This is a genomic window from Vibrio pectenicida (genome assembly GCA_024347015.1).
Classification (GTDB): Bacteria; Pseudomonadota; Gammaproteobacteria; order Enterobacterales; family Vibrionaceae; genus Vibrio; species Vibrio pectenicida.
The window spans coordinates 199,995-217,047 of sequence record AP024889.1; the positions used below are offsets into that span (position 1 = coordinate 199,995).

Sequence of the window (17,053 nt, forward strand, 5' to 3'; positions counted from 1 at the left end):
GTATTGAATTCTAATAGGATGGTGAAATGAAGGCAGTGATTTTAGCTGGTGGGTTAGGAACCCGAATTGCCGAAGAGACTCACTTAAAGCCCAAACCAATGATTGAGATTGGTGGGCGACCAATCCTTTGGCATATTATGAATACGTATTACTCCCATGGCATAACTGATTTCATTGTATGTTGTGGGTATAAAGGGTACGTAATAAAAGAGTATTTTGCAAATTATGCTCTACATCGCTCGGATGTAACGATCGACTTGGCTGAGAACTCTATAACAACGCACAAAAAAAATTCTGAACCTTGGAAGGTTACGCTTATAGATACGGGAGAGCAAACTCAAACTGGCGGACGTATTAAACGCATCTCAGAGTATATTGACTCTACATTTTTTTTGACCTACGGAGATGGTGTTTCGGATGTAGATTTAACTGAATTGTTAAGCTTCCATAAACGAGAGAAAGGCCTTGTGACATTAACTTCAGTACAACCAGGTGCTAGGTTTGGTGCACTAGAAATAGAAGATAATTCAGTCAAAGTCTTTGAAGAAAAGCCTGTAGGTGACCATAGGTGGATTAACGGCGGCTTTTTTGTTTGCGAACCTGAAGTTTTCTCCCTTATTGAAAGTGACCAAACAATCTGGGAAAGAGAACCAATGCTTGAGTTAACTAAGATGGGACAATTAAAAGCGCGTAGGCATAACGGTTTTTGGGCGGCGATGGATACTTTGCGTGATAAAAATTATCTTGAGGAATTGTGGGACTCTGGAAATGCGCCTTGGAAAATAACGTAATGAAAAGCAATGACTATTGGAAAGGAAAGCGGGTTTTTGTCACAGGACATACCGGTTTTAAAGGGTCTTGGTTATGCCATTGGTTGAAAAGGAAAGGGGCCGTTGTTCATGGCTATTCAAAACCCCAGATAGAAGAGTGTATCTTGCACGGTTTACTAAAAAACTTTGGAAATGACGATCAGACTTTCGCGGATATACGAGATTTTAATTCTCTCTCTAATTCGTTGAATAGTTTTAAACCTGAGTTCATATTTCATCTTGCTGCACAAGCTTTGGTTAGGTCTAGTTATGACGACCCTCTTGAAACTTGGTCGACAAATTTAGTTGGTACGGCTAATTTACTTGAAGCTGTAAAGAGCCTTAGTGTTGCTAAACTCTCCATAGTTCTTGTCACATCAGATAAGGTTTATGAAAATAGAGAGTGGGATTACCCATATCGTGAGATTGATAGGTTAGGAGGACATGATCCGTATTCCGCTAGCAAGGCTGCAAAGGAAATTTTAGCTAATAGTTGGAATAGTTCGTTTTTCGCCAAAAACTACAAGCATATTAGGATGGCTACAGCAAGATCTGGAAATGTTATAGGAGGAGGGGATTGGGCAAATGACAGAATTGTTCCTGACCTGATTCAGTCAAATATTAATTGCAGATCATTGAAGTTGAGAAATCCCTATTCAACAAGGCCATGGCAGCACGTTCTCGAACCTTTAAAGGGTTATTTGACCTTAGCTCAAATGTTGCAAGATGATAAAGTACCAAGTGGTAGTTCATTTAACTTTGGGCCTAGTGAAGAATCATGTACTTCAGTCTTGAACTTGGTAAACATAGCTTTTTCTGTTTGGCCTGGAAAGTTAGAGTTAGAGACACAAATAGTTCAAAGGCATGAAGCGAACAAACTATCATTATCTATTTCTAAGGCTGCAGCTGAACTTAACTGGAGGCCAATCTGGAATTTTAAGACAACCGTAGGCAGAACTATTAACTGGTATAAGTTACTGCACGAGGGTAGTAATGCTATCCAGTTATGTGATGATGATATTGCGCTATTTGAAAGGCAAATAGATAAAACTGAAAGAGAAGTGAAATGAGACGAATTACTAATTGTGAAGTATGCGGAAGCAACAATCTAATTTCTGCTTTAGACCTCGGTTCACAACCAATGTGCGACGACTTGGTCCCTGTAGGAAGTCCATTAAAACCCAGATCCTACCCATTAGAAATTCTTGCTTGTCCAACTTGCTTTACTTTTCATCAAGCGGTACAAGTTGAGAGAGAGCTATTGTTCCCTAAAAGCTATCACTACCGTTCGTCTCTGACTGCAGATGTTATCGATGGAATGAAAGAGTTAGTTAATAGTACACAAAATCATATAGGTAATTTATCTGGCTTGACGGTGTTAGATGTGGGGTGTAACGATGGTAGTTTGCTTTCGATATTCTCTGGAGAAGGTGCAGTGACATGTGGGATTGAGCCAACTGATGCGTTTAAAGATATTAATTCCTCAGTTTATTGGAAGTATCAGGGGTATTTTGATGACGAGGCAGTAGAAGCATTCCTCGAAAAAAATGATAAACCTGATATTATTACCTTTACTAATGTTTTTGCACATATAAATAATTTAAACTTACTGCTGACTAATTTGAAATTGCTTATTGGGAAAAACACTAAGCTTGTTATTGAAAATCATTATATGGGTGCTGTTTCAAAACTACAGCAGTTTGATACGTTTTACCATGAACATCCTCGGACTTACTCATTAACATCTTTTAGGTATATCGCTAGTAAGTTGGGACTGAGTATCGAGAAAGTAGAATTTCCTGAACGCTATAGTGGAAATATTCGCATTTTTATGGGGAGTTCAAAAAATATAGAACTCCCAGCTCTTAATGAAAAAGCTGACTTTGACAATCTTTTATCTTTAGAGCCCATAATTCAAGCTGGCACAGAACAATTCATGGAAGAACTTGAAATTTTAGCGAAAAAGTATGGCCCATTACCTGCAAAAGCATTTCCTGGCAGAGCTGCGATTACCATCAACCGTTTTGGTATTACGGATAAATTGATCGATGTTACGTATGAGAAACCTCTTTCTCCCAAAATTGGTAATTATATTCCAGGGACGACGATATCAATTCGAAATGAAAATGAATTTTTTGCCAATCGTATAGATTCTCCTGTATTAATTAATATGGCGTGGCATATTCATGATGAGATTACTCATTATATGCGTTCGAAAGGGTATAAAGGGAAAATAATTAAGGCTTGGATTAAGCAGTGATGATCAAGTCTCTTGTTTTTGGCAGAGGCTTTGGACTCTATGGCCATGCTGTAGCTCTTTCTGAGCTAGGCTGTAGGGTGCATTTTCCGCTTGATTATAAGTCAGTGGTTTTGTCTAGAATTGAACTAAAACCATATTTAGCTAATATTGTTTACGTTGCTGAGCCAGAAAAAAATGTTGAAGATATTGATCTGGTATGTTTAGCACGCAGGCCGAATGACAATGTTAAATTATTAAATACTTTACTTGATAATGGATTTTCTAGAAATATTGTGATCGAGAAACCATTAGGCAACTCGCCAGAGTCAGCTTGTAGACTTTTGCCTATAGTTAATAAATACGAAAGATGGTCAATTCCTTATTTGTTTGAATATTGTGATTGGTTTTATGAATTATATAAGGCTGTTAGTGAAAATAAACATATAGATATAGAGTGGTTTCACTGTCAGGTCAACAACCCAAGTTCTTGGAAGCATAATGAAAAATCTGGTGGGGGCATTCTATCGTTTTATTTTGTTCACCTTATAGCACTATTTAAAAGATTAAAGCCAGAATCGCCATATTCTATTGATATATCGAATGAATGCATAACCTTAACAAGTGATATGTTTTCAGGTAAATTTAAATTATCTGAAGCTACTTTATTTAAATTGAAGGTTGACGGCTACCCTGTATATGTTGAACCAAGTCCATTTGGAGTTATTCCTAAAAAAGGGATAAGAGACCCTCGAGTAGACGCTCTGAAGATATTTTACCAAAAAGCTGTTCTTGGTCATGACAGTCCACAAAGTATAAACTTTCATGAAGGGGTTATAGATGCTTGGAGAAAGAGTTCAAAAGATGCCTAAGGATTTTAGGGTTGCCAAAAAGCCTGTTAAGTTTCTATTTGTTGGTATGTTGAATACTATTTTTGGTTATCTTGTGTTTATTATGTGTATAGGCCTTGGGCTTTATAATTCTCTTGCATTATTGTTTTCTTTTATCATTGGGGCGAGCTTTAATTTTTTCACGACTGGAACGTTAGTTTTCGGAAATGTTTCTAAATCTAAGTTTTTTCCATTTGTTTTTATTTATTTGTTTTTGTATTTTTTAAATTTGGTTTTACTAACAATACTTGAACGATCTATTGATAACCCGATTTTTTCTCAACTAATATTAATAATGCCTATGGCTGTGATATCGTATTTTTGTTTTAATAAACTTTTTAAAGTATGTAGATAAATATGGCTAAGAAAAAAATATCAATTGTTACTCCTTGTTTCAATGAAGAAGAACTTATTATTAAATGTGTGTTTAAAATTCGAAAACTCTTTGAAGAAGAGTTGGTTGATTATGATTATGAGCATATTTTTAGTGATAATGCGTCAACAGATTCAACCGTTCAGAAATTGAAAGATCTAGCTCGTGAAGACTCTCGGATTAAGGTCATAGTCAACTCCAGAAACTTCGGCCCTTTTCGATCAATGTATAACGGTTTGTCTCGCTCTAGTGGAGATGCCGTATTGACGTTTTTACCTGTTGATCTACAGGATCCACCTGAACTTATCCCTGAATTTGTTCAGTTGTGGCAAAGTGGCTATGAAATAGTAGCAGGTGCAAGAAAAACTCGTGAAGAGTCTTGGCTTATGGAAAAAACTAGAGCTATTTTCTATAAAATGCTCCAGTCTTTCTCAGACTTTGATGTTCCAGAAAAAGTTGGTGAGTTCCAACTGATCGACAGAAAAGTAGCGAATGCAGTTCTCCAATATGATGACAAATACCCCTTTCTTAGAGGGATGATAGCATCTGTAGGTTTTAAGAGGGTCATCGTACCATATCATTGGAAAAAAAGAGAAAAAGGTAAGTCTCGGCTTTCTTTGTTTAATTTGCTTGACCAAGCTTTAAATGGTTTCTTTTCATTTTCGTCTTTACCTTTAAGATTAAGTATTATTATTGGTATGGGTATATCTCTTTCATGTTTCCTGTATGGTCTTTTTGTGTTGTTTCTTGCGCTGTCTGGTAATATCAATGCCCCAAAAGGAGTCACAACTCTTATCGTTGGTTTGTTTTTCCTTTTTGGTGTTCAGCTTACTTACTTTGGTATTCTGGGAGAGTATGTAGTCACTATCCATCGACAAGTTCGTGGTGGAGAAGTTGTCATTGAACGTGAAGCAATTAATTTTTCGTCCCAAGAGTAATAAAGTTAACTACTAACAAATAGAGTAAGAGAGAAGCGCTATTGAAAGTCGTAATTACCGGAGCAACCGGCTTTGTGGGCAAGTATTTACTTCAATCATTGCCAGATAGATATTTGCCAGTAATATTAGGGCGGTCTAAACCCGTTGGGTTTCAAGGAAAGTACTATGAGTATGACTTACATGATGAAGTTATTACAACCTCAGCATTTGTAAATGCTGAGGTTGTAATACATACTGCGGCACGTGTTCATGCCATGAATGATACTTCTGAATCCAAGTATAGCTTATACAAGGAGTCTAATGTTGACTCAACTATTCGATTGGCTGAACATGCATTTAAAAATGGTGTTAAGAGGTTCATTTTTATAAGTTCCATTAAAGTCAACGGTGAGTCGACACAGCCTTGTGCACCTTTTTCTGTATTTGATAATCGTTTACCAGAAGATGATTATGGGCGATCTAAATCGGAAGCTGAGGTTGAGCTGCTAAAGCTGGCTGAGGCCACAGGTCTAGAGGTGGTTATAATACGACCCACATTAGTGTATGGGCCAGGTGTTAAGGCCAATTTTTCTGCTTTACTCAAGTTAGTCGAAAGAGGTATTCCCCTCCCGTTTGGTTGCATCAAGCATAACAAGCGTAGTTTTGTTTCTGTGCGTAACTTAGTCGATCTAATTTTTACCTGTATCGAGCACCCTAGAGCTGTTAATCAAGTTTTTCTTGTTTCAGACGGAAAGGACCTATCAACGTTAGAAATGGTTCGTTTAATGGGGCAGAGTATGGGTAAAAGAGTATGGCAAGTGCCAGTTCCAATATGGTTATTTACTTTGGTAGGGAAAATGCTTGGAAAGTCAGACATAGTAAATAGACTTGTTGGCTCGCTTCATGTTGACATTTCTAAAAATAAAAATATGCTTGATTGGGCTCCTCCCCAAAGTATAGAAGAAGGATTCCTTGAAATTGTTGTGTCTAAACAAAAAAACTAAAGTAATAGGATAAACTTGATGATGCGAATGTTAGATTTTTTTGCGGCTTTGCTGGGGTTACTATTACTTTGGCCGATATTTATATTTGTAACTTTATTGGGTTTTTTTGATACAGGCTATCCAATTTTTGTTCAAGAGCGCGTAGGACGTAATAAGAAGCCTTTCAAGCTAATCAAATTTAGAACAATGTCTGTTGAAACTAAATCTGTTGCAAGCCACCTTGCTAGTGCAGCGTCAATCACGAAGTTTGGCGCCTTTTTACGTAAAACAAAGATAGATGAGCTTCCACAGCTGATCAATGTATTAAAAGGTGAAATGAGCCTAGTTGGCCCTCGCCCTAACTTATTTAATCAGCAGAAGTTGATTGTTGAGCGTGATACGCGTGGTGTTTACGATGTACTGCCCGGTATTACAGGTTTAGCGCAAGTTCAAAATATTGATATGTCGACACCTGAACTGTTAGCAAAGGTTGATAAACAGATGATCGACACACTTAATCTAAGAGACTACTTTAAGTATATAATAAAGACAGCTACGGGAAGTGGTAATGGAGATGCGGTTAAATAGTGTTTTTCCAACAATATTGGTTCTTACATAAGTTAAGCAATAAAAAGAGTATAGTATGGCTAGTCTAAACCACATTTGGAATTTACCTAGGGCTTATAAGCGTTTAATAAGTATTGCTATTGACGCTTTTTTCGTTGTTGCTTCTTTTTATGCTGCTTATTGGAGTCGTATCGGGAATGTGACACCCTTTGAAAGTTACTTGACCTGGTACGTAGTAATTGGAACCTTGCTAGTAACAGTTCTTGCCTTTACCAGACTTGGGCTATATCGAGCAATCCTCAGATTTCTTACATTTCACGCTCTAGCTGTTGTTAGCATAGGCACTGTCATTTCAGCAGTTTCTATTTCCGTTTTAGCTTTTTACTTTGATGCTCCAGTGCCTCGTTCTGTCCCAATCATTTATGGATCTTTTCTGTGCTTATTGTGTGGCGGGTCTCGATTAATAGTTCGGGTCTTAGTTATGCAATCTAATGGGAAGGGAATGAAGAGGGTGTTGATTTATGGAGCTGGTGCTGCTGGTAGGCAACTAGCCCTCGCTTTACGATCTTCAGAGACTCACAAAGTTATCGGTTTTATAGATGAAGACAGAATTCTAAATAATACCATTATTCTGGGACTTAAAGTTACGGGGGTTAATAAGGCCGAGGTATTGATTACTAAGCACTCCGTTAGCCAAATATTACTTGCTGTGCCTAGTGCATCACGTGCAAGACGCAAGGAGATTCTTGATTCGCTGGTCCACCTTTCTGCTGAGGTACTTACTGTTCCGGATATGAAAGATATTGTCGAAGGTAAGGCTAAAATCGACGAACTAAAAGACGTAGAGATAGAGGACTTGTTAGGTAGAGATTCTGTTGAACCAGAGCAGTGTTTAATAGAATCCAATATCAAGAGCAAGGTAGTAATGGTCACTGGAGCTGGAGGCTCTATTGGTTCTGAACTTTGCCGGCAAATCATTCGTCAGAAGCCAAAAACTCTTGTCTTATATGAGCTATCCGAGTTTGCGCTTTATCAAATTGACAGAGAACTATCAGGTTTATTAGAGAATGAAAAAATAGATGTAGAAGTGATTCCTCTACTTGGCTCTGTTCAAGCATTAAACCGCCTGACTACTGTGATGAAAAGCTTTGGCGTTAATACAGTATATCATGCTGCTGCATATAAACATGTTCCTCTGGTTGAGTATAATGTTGTTGAAGGAGTACGAAATAATGTGTTCGGCACATATTACACGGCTAAGGCGGCGATAGAAGCTGGCGTTGAATCATTTGTATTAATATCAACAGATAAGGCGGTCAGGCCGACAAATATTATGGGAACAACCAAGCGAATGGCTGAGCTTGGTTTGCAAGCTTTAGCGGAGCAGGAAGGGAACAAAGAAAATAGTACCCGTTTTTGCATGGTTCGTTTTGGTAATGTTTTAGGCTCTTCTGGCTCAGTGATCCCTTTATTTAAAAAGCAAATTGCATGTGGTGGCCCTGTGACAGTTACCCATCCCGATATCATTCGTTACTTTATGACCATTCCAGAGGCTGCTCAATTAGTGATTCAGGCGGGAGCAATGGGGAAAGGCGGTGATGTTTTTGTACTTAATATGGGAGAGCCAGTTAAAATTGCAGATTTGGCAGTTAACCTAATTCAGCTATCAGGGTTAGAATTGAAAGATGAGAACAACCCTTATGGAGATATTGAGATTGAATTTTCCGGCCTTCGTCCCGGAGAGAAGCTTTTTGAGGAGCTTCTAATTGGAGATAATGTATCTCAAACCGAACACCCACGGATTATGACGGCGAATGAAAGGTACTTGCCAATGGATGAATATGACATACTGCTAGATTCACTTGATGGTGCGTGCCACAACTTTGAACATGAAAAAATAAGGAAGCTGCTAATTGAAGCACCGACGGAATTTACTCCTACAGATGGTATTGGTGATCTTGTTTGGAAAAAGTCACATACTCTTAAAGATGAGTCTTTAGATACGGTTATTCACTGAAATAATATAGCCTCAAATGAGGTTATATTGTCTACAAAATCTGCTTCAGTACCCTGTCCGCTTTAACACGAGTAATCTTGCGAATCAGTTTTTGGGCGGCTTCTGGGTAATCTTCAGCTTTCTCTAGCTGCCTGTAGGTACAGATAAGTTGAGTGCTCTGAAGAATATTTTCTGCTTCTTTTTCAAATTGTGCTTTGAGGTGGTAATGCTTATCTTGGATGAGAATGGCATTTTCTAGATCCAAACTCCAAGCTCTTGGGTTCAAGTTACTGCCAGTGATCAGCATATAGCGCTTATCAACCCAAACTCCTTTGAGGTGAAAACTGTTGTTATCGTGTTTCCATAAATGAATAGATAGTTTTCGACTGGCTATATGCGCTTCATTTGCTTTAGCGAATAGGCGCAAATTGCGTTCATACAGGTAGGGTAGCCCACCAATGGTTTTAAATTCTTCTTCGGGGGAGATGTAAAAATCATTAGCAGTCTTATCACCCACGACAATAGTCACTTTTACTCCGCGTCTGATCGCTTTTCTCACTTCTCTGGCGATACTACGTGGAAAGTTAAAATACGGTGTGCAGATGAAAATTTCTTCTTTTGCTTTTGCAAGTAATTGATTTATTGTCTGATTAAGCTTATTGCGTTTTTTTCCCACTCCAACAAGAGGTGTTAATGCAACTTGATCTCGCGAAATGGTTTGTGTTGGGTACTGATAACTCGCTTTGGCCAATGATGCTCTTAATTGACGTATTTGAACTCTAATTTGCTTAGTGCTGGGTTGAGTGGGCGAAGCTAGATCATGAACGGCAGGATGCTCAATCATTTCTTTTTCAATGAAGCTGACCATAGTATTGGCAAGTGTTTTATTATGCAGCACTTGATAACGATCAAAGCGATAACGTTCTTGGTAATGTAGATAGATGTTATTTAAACTCGCGCCACTATAGATAACCTTGTCATCAATGATAAAGCCTTTTAAATGCAATACACCAAAGACTTCTCGTCCTCTAACTGGAACGCCAAATACAGGGATTTGATGAGTGTATTGCGTAGCGAAATTTTTATACATAGTTGCATTGGTTTCACCAGGTTCTGCGCCAATTAACCCTCTCTGTGCTCTATGCCAATCGACACAAACTTTAATTTCAAGTCCCGGGTTATTTTGTTTGGCTTGGTAAAGTTCGGTTAAGATTTCTCTTCCTGCTTCATCATCTTCTAAGTAAAGTGCAACAAGGTAAATCCGTTTACTTGCCTGACGAATCGCTTCAATTAAGCGAGTTCGAAAGTCTTTAGCTGAAAATAGTGTTTCCAGTTGGGTTGGATCTTGAGCCAAAGTAGGAAGTTGTTCGAATAAATTCCTTTGAGTCATCATGTTGGACTAAGTGCCTTTACTTAAAATGGACGAGGATAGTAGCAAAATGTATTAGTAGTTCCTAGCGGTCAGCTCTTAGTTCTAGCTGCACAACTGTAAAACTTGCTATTCAGTGGTGAGGACGTAAGCTAATCTCACCACCAATGTAAGTTTCGAGTCCATTTTCTGTTTCAAGTAACACTGCACCTTGTTCATTAATGCCATGTGATATACCAATAATGTCCCTTTGGCCCATGATGAGTCTAACTGGACGATGGATGAAGTTATCTAAACGATTCCATCTTTCTACAAACCCCTGCATGCCCTGTAGTTCGTAATCAAGTAAAGCTTTATTGAGTGTTTGGATCATGGTTATCGCCAGTTGGTTGCGGTCAATTTCCTGTTTGCCTGCTACTTCAGATAAGCTCGCCCAAGGTTGTGTGATACCTTCAGTTTTCTCAGTCATCATCAAGTTGAGCCCCATACCGATAACAAGATTAGCTGCGCTTCCCGCTTGTCCAGACATCTCTACTAAAATACCTGCTAGTTTACGGTCTTGGTAGTAGAGGTCGTTTGGCCATTTTAACTTAACGCCTTTGAGATTAAGTTGTTCTAACGCTTCAACTATAGCAACGCCGACTACTAAGCTAAGTCCCATTGCGGCAGCTATACCAGCATCAAGTCGCCAATACATAGATAGATACAAGTTAGATCCAAAAGGGGAAATCCATTCCTTGCCTCGTCGACCGCGCCCTTTGATTTGATATTCAGACAAGCAGACGGAGCCAGAGTCCAAAATATTGATTCTATCCAGTAAGTATTGATTGGTAGAGTCGATAATAGGTATGAGTTCGATATGATTGCTTGCTTGAGTTTGTATTATATCGTGATTGAGCAAGTGCATGGGTTTGGCTAGTTGATACCCTTTACCTTGGACTCGAAAGATATCGACCCCCCAAGTTTGAATGCCTTTTATATGTTTGCTGATTGCAGCCCTTGATATGCCAAGTTTTTCACCAAGTTCTTCACCTGAATGAAATCCACCTTGAGATAATGATTTCAATATTGTAAGTTTGATTGAATGGTCTTTCATCATTGCTTCTCTATCAAGTTAGCAAGGTTTGTTTCAGCCTGTGAGCCTATGAAGCGAACTTCGTGTTCAAGTGGGATCTGGTATTTTTTTAATACTTCGGTATAAACTTTGGCCGCTAAATCCACAACATCTTCGCTGGTGGCATTATTCTTATTTACCAGGACTAGCGCTTGTTTTTGATGGACCTGGGCGCCTCCAATACTGATACCTTTTAGTTGGCATTGGTCAATCAACCAGCCAGCCGCAATTTTTACACCCTCTGGGATTGCATAGGCGACGATATCTGGATATTTTTTTTGCAGTTGATTTAAGTGTTGCTCAGAGATGATAGGGTTTTTGAAAAAGCTACCAGCGTTGCCTATTTTTACTGGGTCGGGAAGTTTTTCTGCACGAATCTGACATACTCGCTCAAAGATTTGTTTGGCCGTTATCCCCTCAGTAGCTAAGGATTGTAGTGGGCCATATTCAATATTCGCTTGCCAATTTTTTGTTAGCTTAATACCTATAGCGACTATGATCACCTGCTTATAGAGTTCATGTTTGAAAATTGAATCTCGGTAGCTAAATTGGCATTGCTGAGCACTTAGTCTCTTGATAGTAAAAGTGTCTAAGCAAAGCACTTCCACATAATCACATAAGTCTTTAAATTCAACTCCGTACGCACCAATATTTTGTATTGGCGCACTGCCTGCACAGCCGGGTATAAGCGCTAGGTTTTCAAGTCCAAAGTAGCCTTTTTCTACGCTCCATTTCACCAAATCAGGCCAGTTTTCACCACCTGCTATGTGCAAGTGCCAATGATGATCCGTTTCAGTAACGCTTTTTCCAAGCAGTTGATTGACAACTACCACGCCTTGGTATGGCTGAGTGAACAATACATTACTGCCTTTACCTAGTATTAATTTGGGTAAGCCTGACCATTTTGAACTTTGATAAACGTCTTTAATATCGTCAACGGTTTTCACTTCCACTAAGTATTGACAGGTTTGCTCTATAGAGAATGTATGAAAACGACTAAGGTCAGCATTGGCTAAAATTTGCATTGGATTTATCGAGTAATCTAAACTGCCTTCATTCTACCTTAATTTGCAGTTTGGTGATAATGAGTCCATTTCAGATACAAGTATTAGATCCGATAAAACTCCCCCTCGTTTCTCGCTTGTACAAATCTTATTACCCATCAGGTAAGGCTAAGAAAGACGAGTTAACTATTGTCGGATCTTTTGATGGAAAAATTGTTTCTATTGTTCGTTTTAAAGCTATCGAACGGTATCGATTGTTGACAGGTATGCTTGTTGTTCCTGATTTTAGAGGCAAAGGCTTAGGTCATAAGTTGATGGAGTATTGTGAGCAGCATGTGCTTCAAAGTGGGGACTTTTGTTTCGCCTATACAGAGCTTGAAAGCTTTTATCAGCGGCATGGGTTTGTCACGCTTGGTTCCGATTCTTTGCCGAATACTCTCAAGGGATTGTTTGAGCGTTACAGTCAAAAAAAATCATTGGTTGCAATGCAATACGGCTGATGTATGAACATCAGCCGTATAGGTATGCATTTTCCTAGTTAACTGAGCTTGGCCTTTGGTACCAAGGTGAGCGTGCGTCTGTTTCATCAAACAGGGAATGTTTCTTACGTAACATTTGCCCACCATCTCGAGTAAGTGGTTCCCAGCTTATGGTCGCACGGCTGGTACTTGGCTTGACTGTGAGTATATCGAATGGGATTGATATGTAGAAACCTTTGTTGTAACTTCCTTCACCATATTCATCAGGGGTTAAGTTGGTCAGTGTGGCGTATGCGCCAACGATAATACCCGTGTCAAATTGCTTGGAAAGATCGATTCTAGCCCCTACATCGCCTCCTAAGAACTTACCAGCACTGACTTTTATTAAAGTGCTATCAAGGAAAGACCAAGTTGGCATATAGTAGCCAGTAACGTGTCCCGTAGTACCACGACTCAATACATAAGCTTGGCACGAAGGAATTCGAGAATCACACTTTGCTTCGTCATAGAAGAAGTAATCATCTTGATATACACCTAGCCAAGAATCTGGGTCTCTTTGGCTGACTAAATTGAGGTCAACTCCAAGTGCCCAGTTAGTATTTAATGGTCGGTAGAGAGTTTCTCCCCCAATGCCGGCAAACATCATTTCCAAATAGCCGCCATACATTTGGGTGTAAACTTCTTCTATTGGTTGCTCAAACCAAGTTAGCTGAAGGTTTTCTAACCTAACAGGATTGTCATCGACATAGGCACGGAACATAGTTCTAACTCTTGGCGTAGAGTAATTCCTAACGTGAGGAGAATTTTCAACATAATTGAACTTGTCGTAATTATCGACAAGGTTGAAATATAAAGAGCCACCTAATTCTAAGTTATCGGTTAGCCAGTAATTAGACTTGGCACTTAAGCCGATACTATAGAGATAAAAAGATTCAGGCCCACCAATACTTTGTTGTAATACTGGGTCGATACCATAATCCCAATTGTTTTTACTGGTGGCTATTCTTACCCTTGGAGTCTCTTCAGGTTCTAAATAGGGTAAGCTATCTTCAACGTTGGCATCTGGAGAAATGTAATTGGATGCATCGACAAAGCCTTTCCTGTCTATATTGGTTTGAGTTAAGTCCATACCATTTTTTTGTTCAACGATTTGGATGAGTTGAATAGATTCATTGGCATGGTGAGTAAGGATAGTTGCAGCTCGATCAATCGCTTGTACTCGATCTCTATATTTAACTTGTTCACCTTTGAGTGTCACAACGTTTTTATCTACGGAAATGAAATTATTGCTATAGCCTGCGTTTTGTTCAATTTGCCCAGCAACGCTTTGCCAGTCGGTATTTTCTTCTGTTGGACGCAATTGGGCTTTGGAGTACAACTTATCTTCATCACGCCAGATTGGTTTTATATCATTAAAGTTAGTGTTTAGATTAAAGCCAAAAGTTAGGGTGTTACCGCGTTGGTAACTTATTTTGGCATCTCCCCAATCTCCAAGCCGATAATTTATGCCAAAGTTCCATGGCGTACTTTGCACCATAGGTTTAGACGCATTTCTTGTATTGGGAAAATCTTCAGAGTAGTCGTTGCCTTCATACTCAACTTTAAGGCGCAGAGGTTGATAAGGTGTTTGGTATTCTAAACCGCCGAATATCGCCGAAGGCCCTTTAAACCATCGTTCTACATCAAACTCACCGCCACTGCCTTTATAATCGCTTTGGCGAGTACAATAACTATCACTGAGTTTACAAGCTGGATTAGTCACAGTTCCACTTTGGCCAAGGTATCCCCAACCGAAACCGAGAGTAAAATCTAGACTGCCAAAGCGTTTTGTTGCAGCGAGATATTCGCCATCAAAAAGTCCCGTACCAGCAAAGTCCCTCACCCCAATAGAAGTTTCAGGAAGGTAGTAGCTTTCATCTAGCAGCTTAATTTTAAAATCAACGCCCCTGTCTGTGTATAGGTTATCCCCACTATAATTTGCATCATTACTAAAGAGAACATCTGGTACTCTGGTGTAGCGAAGCGTGGTTTCTAACCAGTCCATTAACTGTAGAGAAACCATATAGTGTTGGTAATCGTTATTGACCGTGATACCGACATTAAACTCACCTTCTTTGGCCATTCTTCCTGTCGGTGTTTGCATTAACCCGGTGCCACCAAAGTCAGATTGAGAAACTTTCCAATCAGCAGACGGTTCGGACCATGTGTTAGATGATAAAAATAGGCTAAATAGAGTAACAAAGCTAAGAGTACAACGTTTGTTCATTGGCTGGCTTTTCTCATGCTGATGAGTTTGACAATGTCTTTTTCAAGGGAGTTGATAAATGTAGAGTCGGTGTTAAAACCGACAAAGACGGAGGTGTTTGAAGGCAAATGCGTACCGTTATTATTCCAATAGGCGTAGCCAAGCTTTGATGTGTGTCCATCTGGGTAAATAACCCAAGCAAAACTGTTATTTGCTCCAGTCAATCGCTTAACTGTATTAACCGCTTCATAAAGTAATGGGAAGTTTGAAACATCCACAGTGGAAGGTGTTTCTACCAAGCCTTCAATGTATGCAACATGGTTACGTTTTGGGAATATAAGCTCGTATTGACCTGATAGAATAGGATTAAACTTGTCTTGAATTAGAATTTCATCATGATCTAGGGGGATGAATAATCGATAGCCAATATTCCAGCCTTCGATTTGTTTGATCATGGTATTGGCAAGTACTGAATTTGGACCATCTAACCGATGGAGCCTTGTGATAATACTTGTTTTTAATTCGATTGCTTTCTGTTGTTGGTTTTTATCAAAAAGCTGATTGGCGATATAAAAGGCATCACTATAGTCGTTGGTGTGGTCTTTAATATCTTGAATAACTTCACTTAGTCGCACTGGTTTAGTGTATTCAAATAATACGTTTTTGGTGGGAACTTGAACAACAAGTGCAGCTGCGAGAGTATTGAAGGATAAGAACAAAGCTAGCGTGGCTAGGATACGTGATGTCATGGTATTTAGCCTTTGTAGGGTTTGAGAACTTCGAGTTCAATCATTAAGTGTTCAGGGATGGCCCATTGCTTGCTTTTTACAACAATGCCTTGTCGGTCAATCCAGAACATATTTTTATAAGTTTTATTAGTATTTGAAATTGTTACAGTCTCTGCGATTTTTTGAGCTTCCTTCTGCCAAATGAGAGAAGTGATTAACTCTTCACCAATAACACTTGATTGAATGCTTGCCTGCTGATTGAAATGGTAGCCCGGCTGCCAGTCATAGGACGCTTGCCAAGACATTGATTCCAAACCTGATACGTGTCTTGGGCTTGAACCACTGAAATTAAGTAAGTTATAGCTTGGTAAGAGGAGGGTTTTCACTATACGGCCATTTTCTGTTGCAATCATAGCGCCATCAGATGACAGCCATTTAAACCTCATGCTACCCGTGTTTGGATTGGGCTCTGTAAAGGCCAAAACCATAAAAACTCTAGGTCCATCATTCACTCTTGCGTAAATACTTGCGTAGGGTAGGGAAGTTACCTTTTCTGCAGTAACAACGGTGTCAGGTAAGCCTGTAAAGGCTTCTTTTATTGTGGAGCCTGTATCTTTTATGTATTGGCTACAGCCGGAAGCAATAGTCAAAAGGAAAATAATTAGAAAACGAAAATGCTTCATAGCAACTGCACTGTTTTGTACTCAAATATAATGTGAGTCTTATTGGAGGGAATAAAATACCCTGAGATATATGATCAGGGTATTTTTTAGACTAAGAGGTTATTTTGCTGTTCCGTCTGTACTGCTAGTACCATCATTGCCGTTAGCAGCAGCAACAGCAACAGCTGTAATTGCTACAGCACCAACAGTGACAGCCGTAGCAGTTACTGTGCCCGTTGCCGCAGTCGTTGCTGCCGAAGCACCTGCAGCGCCGCCAGTTGAGCTAGATGAAGTAGTGGCTTCTTCGCCTGCAGCCAATACATCTGTAGACATACCAAGAGCAAAAATAATTGCTAGAGCGGCATTTCTCATTGTGAATTCCCTCCAAAGTAAATATAAAAGAATGTGTGATATGTATTGATGAATACACTCAGTATAATTCTATGAGATACTTACAAAGATGTAAAAAGAATTACGTTTATAAATTTAATGTTAGCAAAATAAAGGTTGATAATGAATTCGTAGTACAATTAACTTGACTGTTTTTGTATTTTTAAACATCACTAACAATTGATCTGATGGTAAATCATGTCATTTTTTTAATTTATTTGCATTATTATTGAGTGTGTATGTATGTATGAGTGTACCTTGATTTCCCTTGCCCGGATTTTTGTTATATGT

The 17,053-nt window shown here is 39.1% G+C and carries 17 protein-coding genes; 10 read left to right on the forward strand and 7 right to left on the reverse strand.

Annotation, left to right across the window (positions count from 1 at the left end; all coding sequences use genetic code 11):
* Positions 1-26: 26 nt before the first annotated feature.
* The 9 genes from rfbF to OCV27_RS00980 all read left to right on the forward strand — a co-directional run bounded on the left by rfbF (position 27) and on the right by OCV27_RS00980 (position 8,792).
* On the forward strand, positions 27-791 hold the full coding sequence (gene rfbF / locus OCV27_RS00945; protein ID WP_125323450.1) for a glucose-1-phosphate cytidylyltransferase: 765 nt from the start codon (positions 27-29) through the stop codon (positions 789-791).
* A complete protein-coding gene (rfbG, locus tag OCV27_RS00950) occupies positions 791-1,879 on the forward strand; it encodes a CDP-glucose 4,6-dehydratase (protein WP_125323451.1) in 1,089 nt (362 codons plus the stop codon). Before rfbF ends, rfbG begins: the two co-directional genes overlap by 1 nt.
* Positions 1,876-3,069, forward strand: coding sequence for a class I SAM-dependent methyltransferase (locus tag OCV27_RS00955; RefSeq protein WP_337969260.1), 1,194 nt, complete (start codon positions 1,876-1,878; stop codon positions 3,067-3,069). Before rfbG ends, OCV27_RS00955 begins: the two co-directional genes overlap by 4 nt.
* A complete protein-coding gene (locus tag OCV27_RS00960; protein WP_337969261.1) occupies positions 3,066-3,917 on the forward strand; it encodes a Gfo/Idh/MocA family oxidoreductase in 852 nt (283 codons plus the stop codon). Before OCV27_RS00955 ends, OCV27_RS00960 begins: the two co-directional genes overlap by 4 nt.
* Positions 3,918-3,999: 82 nt before the next feature.
* The gene (locus OCV27_RS20840) at positions 4,000-4,290 is read left to right on the forward strand and encodes a GtrA family protein (RefSeq protein ID WP_420919478.1); all 291 of its coding nucleotides are present in this window, start codon (positions 4,000-4,002) and stop codon (positions 4,288-4,290) included.
* A 2-nt stretch (positions 4,291-4,292) separates the two neighbouring features.
* Positions 4,293-5,246 carry a glycosyltransferase family 2 protein gene (locus OCV27_RS00965; RefSeq protein WP_125322904.1) on the forward strand — a complete coding sequence of 318 codons (954 nt, stop codon included), beginning with the start codon at positions 4,293-4,295 and terminating at the stop codon, positions 5,244-5,246.
* 41 nt (positions 5,247-5,287) lie between these two features.
* The gene (locus tag OCV27_RS00970; RefSeq protein WP_125322905.1) at positions 5,288-6,229 is read left to right on the forward strand and encodes a UDP-glucose 4-epimerase family protein; all 942 of its coding nucleotides are present in this window, start codon (positions 5,288-5,290) and stop codon (positions 6,227-6,229) included.
* An 18-nt stretch (positions 6,230-6,247) separates the two neighbouring features.
* Positions 6,248-6,796 carry a sugar transferase gene (locus tag OCV27_RS00975; protein WP_125322906.1) on the forward strand — a complete coding sequence of 183 codons (549 nt, stop codon included), beginning with the start codon at positions 6,248-6,250 and terminating at the stop codon, positions 6,794-6,796.
* A gap of 55 nt (positions 6,797-6,851) precedes the next feature.
* A complete protein-coding gene (locus OCV27_RS00980) occupies positions 6,852-8,792 on the forward strand; it encodes a polysaccharide biosynthesis protein (protein WP_125322907.1) in 1,941 nt (646 codons plus the stop codon).
* Between the two features lie 31 nt (positions 8,793-8,823).
* On the opposite strand, the gene pssA is transcribed toward OCV27_RS00980, so the two are convergent.
* The 3 genes from pssA to murB form a co-directional block, all read right to left on the reverse strand.
* The gene (pssA, locus tag OCV27_RS00985) at positions 8,824-10,164 is read right to left on the reverse strand and encodes a CDP-diacylglycerol--serine O-phosphatidyltransferase (protein ID WP_125322908.1); all 1,341 of its coding nucleotides are present in this window, start codon (positions 10,162-10,164) and stop codon (positions 8,824-8,826) included.
* A gap of 109 nt (positions 10,165-10,273) precedes the next feature.
* The gene (gene birA / locus OCV27_RS00990; protein WP_125322915.1) at positions 10,274-11,236 is read right to left on the reverse strand and encodes a bifunctional biotin--[acetyl-CoA-carboxylase] ligase/biotin operon repressor BirA; all 963 of its coding nucleotides are present in this window, start codon (positions 11,234-11,236) and stop codon (positions 10,274-10,276) included.
* Positions 11,236-12,279, reverse strand: coding sequence for a UDP-N-acetylmuramate dehydrogenase (gene murB / locus OCV27_RS00995; RefSeq protein ID WP_125322909.1), 1,044 nt, complete (start codon positions 12,277-12,279; stop codon positions 11,236-11,238). Before murB ends, birA begins: the two co-directional genes overlap by 1 nt.
* Before the next feature lie 59 nt (positions 12,280-12,338).
* Here murB and OCV27_RS01000 point away from each other — a divergent pair, with 59 nt between their 5' ends.
* Positions 12,339-12,758: a GNAT family N-acetyltransferase gene (locus tag OCV27_RS01000; protein ID WP_125322910.1), complete on the forward strand. Its 420-nt coding sequence runs from the start codon at positions 12,339-12,341 to the stop codon at positions 12,756-12,758.
* 34 nt (positions 12,759-12,792) lie between these two features.
* Here the strand turns inward: OCV27_RS01000 and OCV27_RS01005 are convergent, their stop codons facing one another.
* The 4 genes from OCV27_RS01005 to OCV27_RS01020 form a co-directional block, all read right to left on the reverse strand.
* Entirely contained in the window at positions 12,793-15,003 is a 2,211-nt protein-coding gene (locus tag OCV27_RS01005) for a YjbH domain-containing protein (RefSeq protein WP_125322911.1), read from the reverse strand.
* Positions 15,000-15,731, reverse strand: a complete 732-nt coding sequence (locus tag OCV27_RS01010; protein WP_125322912.1) for a capsule biosynthesis GfcC D2 domain-containing protein — start codon at positions 15,729-15,731, stop codon at positions 15,000-15,002. Before OCV27_RS01010 ends, OCV27_RS01005 begins: the two co-directional genes overlap by 4 nt.
* 5 nt (positions 15,732-15,736) lie before the next feature.
* On the reverse strand, positions 15,737-16,393 hold the full coding sequence (locus OCV27_RS01015) for a YjbF family lipoprotein (RefSeq protein WP_125322913.1): 657 nt from the start codon (positions 16,391-16,393) through the stop codon (positions 15,737-15,739).
* 99 nt (positions 16,394-16,492) lie between these two features.
* Entirely contained in the window at positions 16,493-16,744 is a 252-nt protein-coding gene (locus OCV27_RS01020; RefSeq protein WP_125322914.1) for a hypothetical protein, read from the reverse strand.
* Between the last annotated feature and the right edge of the window lie 309 nt (positions 16,745-17,053).

Excerpts from the sequence above, each read along its gene's own strand:
- rfbF (WP_125323450.1), top strand. The coding sequence starts at position 27 with ATGAAGGCAGTGATTTTAGCTGGTGGGTTAGGAACCCGAATTGCCGAA.
- rfbG (WP_125323451.1), top strand. The coding sequence starts at position 791 with ATGAAAAGCAATGACTATTGGAAAGGAAAGCGGGTTTTTGTCACAGGA.
- OCV27_RS00955 (WP_337969260.1), top strand. The coding sequence starts at position 1,876 with ATGAGACGAATTACTAATTGTGAAGTATGCGGAAGCAACAATCTAATT.
- OCV27_RS20840 (WP_420919478.1), top strand. The coding sequence starts at position 4,000 with ATGTGTATAGGCCTTGGGCTTTATAATTCTCTTGCATTATTGTTTTCT.
- OCV27_RS00965 (WP_125322904.1), top strand. The coding sequence starts at position 4,293 with ATGGCTAAGAAAAAAATATCAATTGTTACTCCTTGTTTCAATGAAGAA.
- OCV27_RS00975 (WP_125322906.1), top strand. The coding sequence starts at position 6,248 with ATGATGCGAATGTTAGATTTTTTTGCGGCTTTGCTGGGGTTACTATTA.
- OCV27_RS00980 (WP_125322907.1), top strand. The coding sequence starts at position 6,852 with ATGGCTAGTCTAAACCACATTTGGAATTTACCTAGGGCTTATAAGCGT.
- pssA (WP_125322908.1), bottom strand. The coding sequence starts at position 10,164 with ATGATGACTCAAAGGAATTTATTCGAACAACTTCCTACTTTGGCTCAA.
- birA (WP_125322915.1), bottom strand. The coding sequence starts at position 11,236 with ATGAAAGACCATTCAATCAAACTTACAATATTGAAATCATTATCTCAA.
- murB (WP_125322909.1), bottom strand. The coding sequence starts at position 12,279 with ATGCAAATTTTAGCCAATGCTGACCTTAGTCGTTTTCATACATTCTCT.
- OCV27_RS01000 (WP_125322910.1), top strand. The coding sequence starts at position 12,339 with ATGAGTCCATTTCAGATACAAGTATTAGATCCGATAAAACTCCCCCTC.
- OCV27_RS01005 (WP_125322911.1), bottom strand. The coding sequence starts at position 15,003 with ATGAACAAACGTTGTACTCTTAGCTTTGTTACTCTATTTAGCCTATTT.
- OCV27_RS01010 (WP_125322912.1), bottom strand. The coding sequence starts at position 15,731 with ATGACATCACGTATCCTAGCCACGCTAGCTTTGTTCTTATCCTTCAAT.
- OCV27_RS01015 (WP_125322913.1), bottom strand. The coding sequence starts at position 16,393 with ATGAAGCATTTTCGTTTTCTAATTATTTTCCTTTTGACTATTGCTTCC.
- OCV27_RS01020 (WP_125322914.1), bottom strand. The coding sequence starts at position 16,744 with ATGAGAAATGCCGCTCTAGCAATTATTTTTGCTCTTGGTATGTCTACA.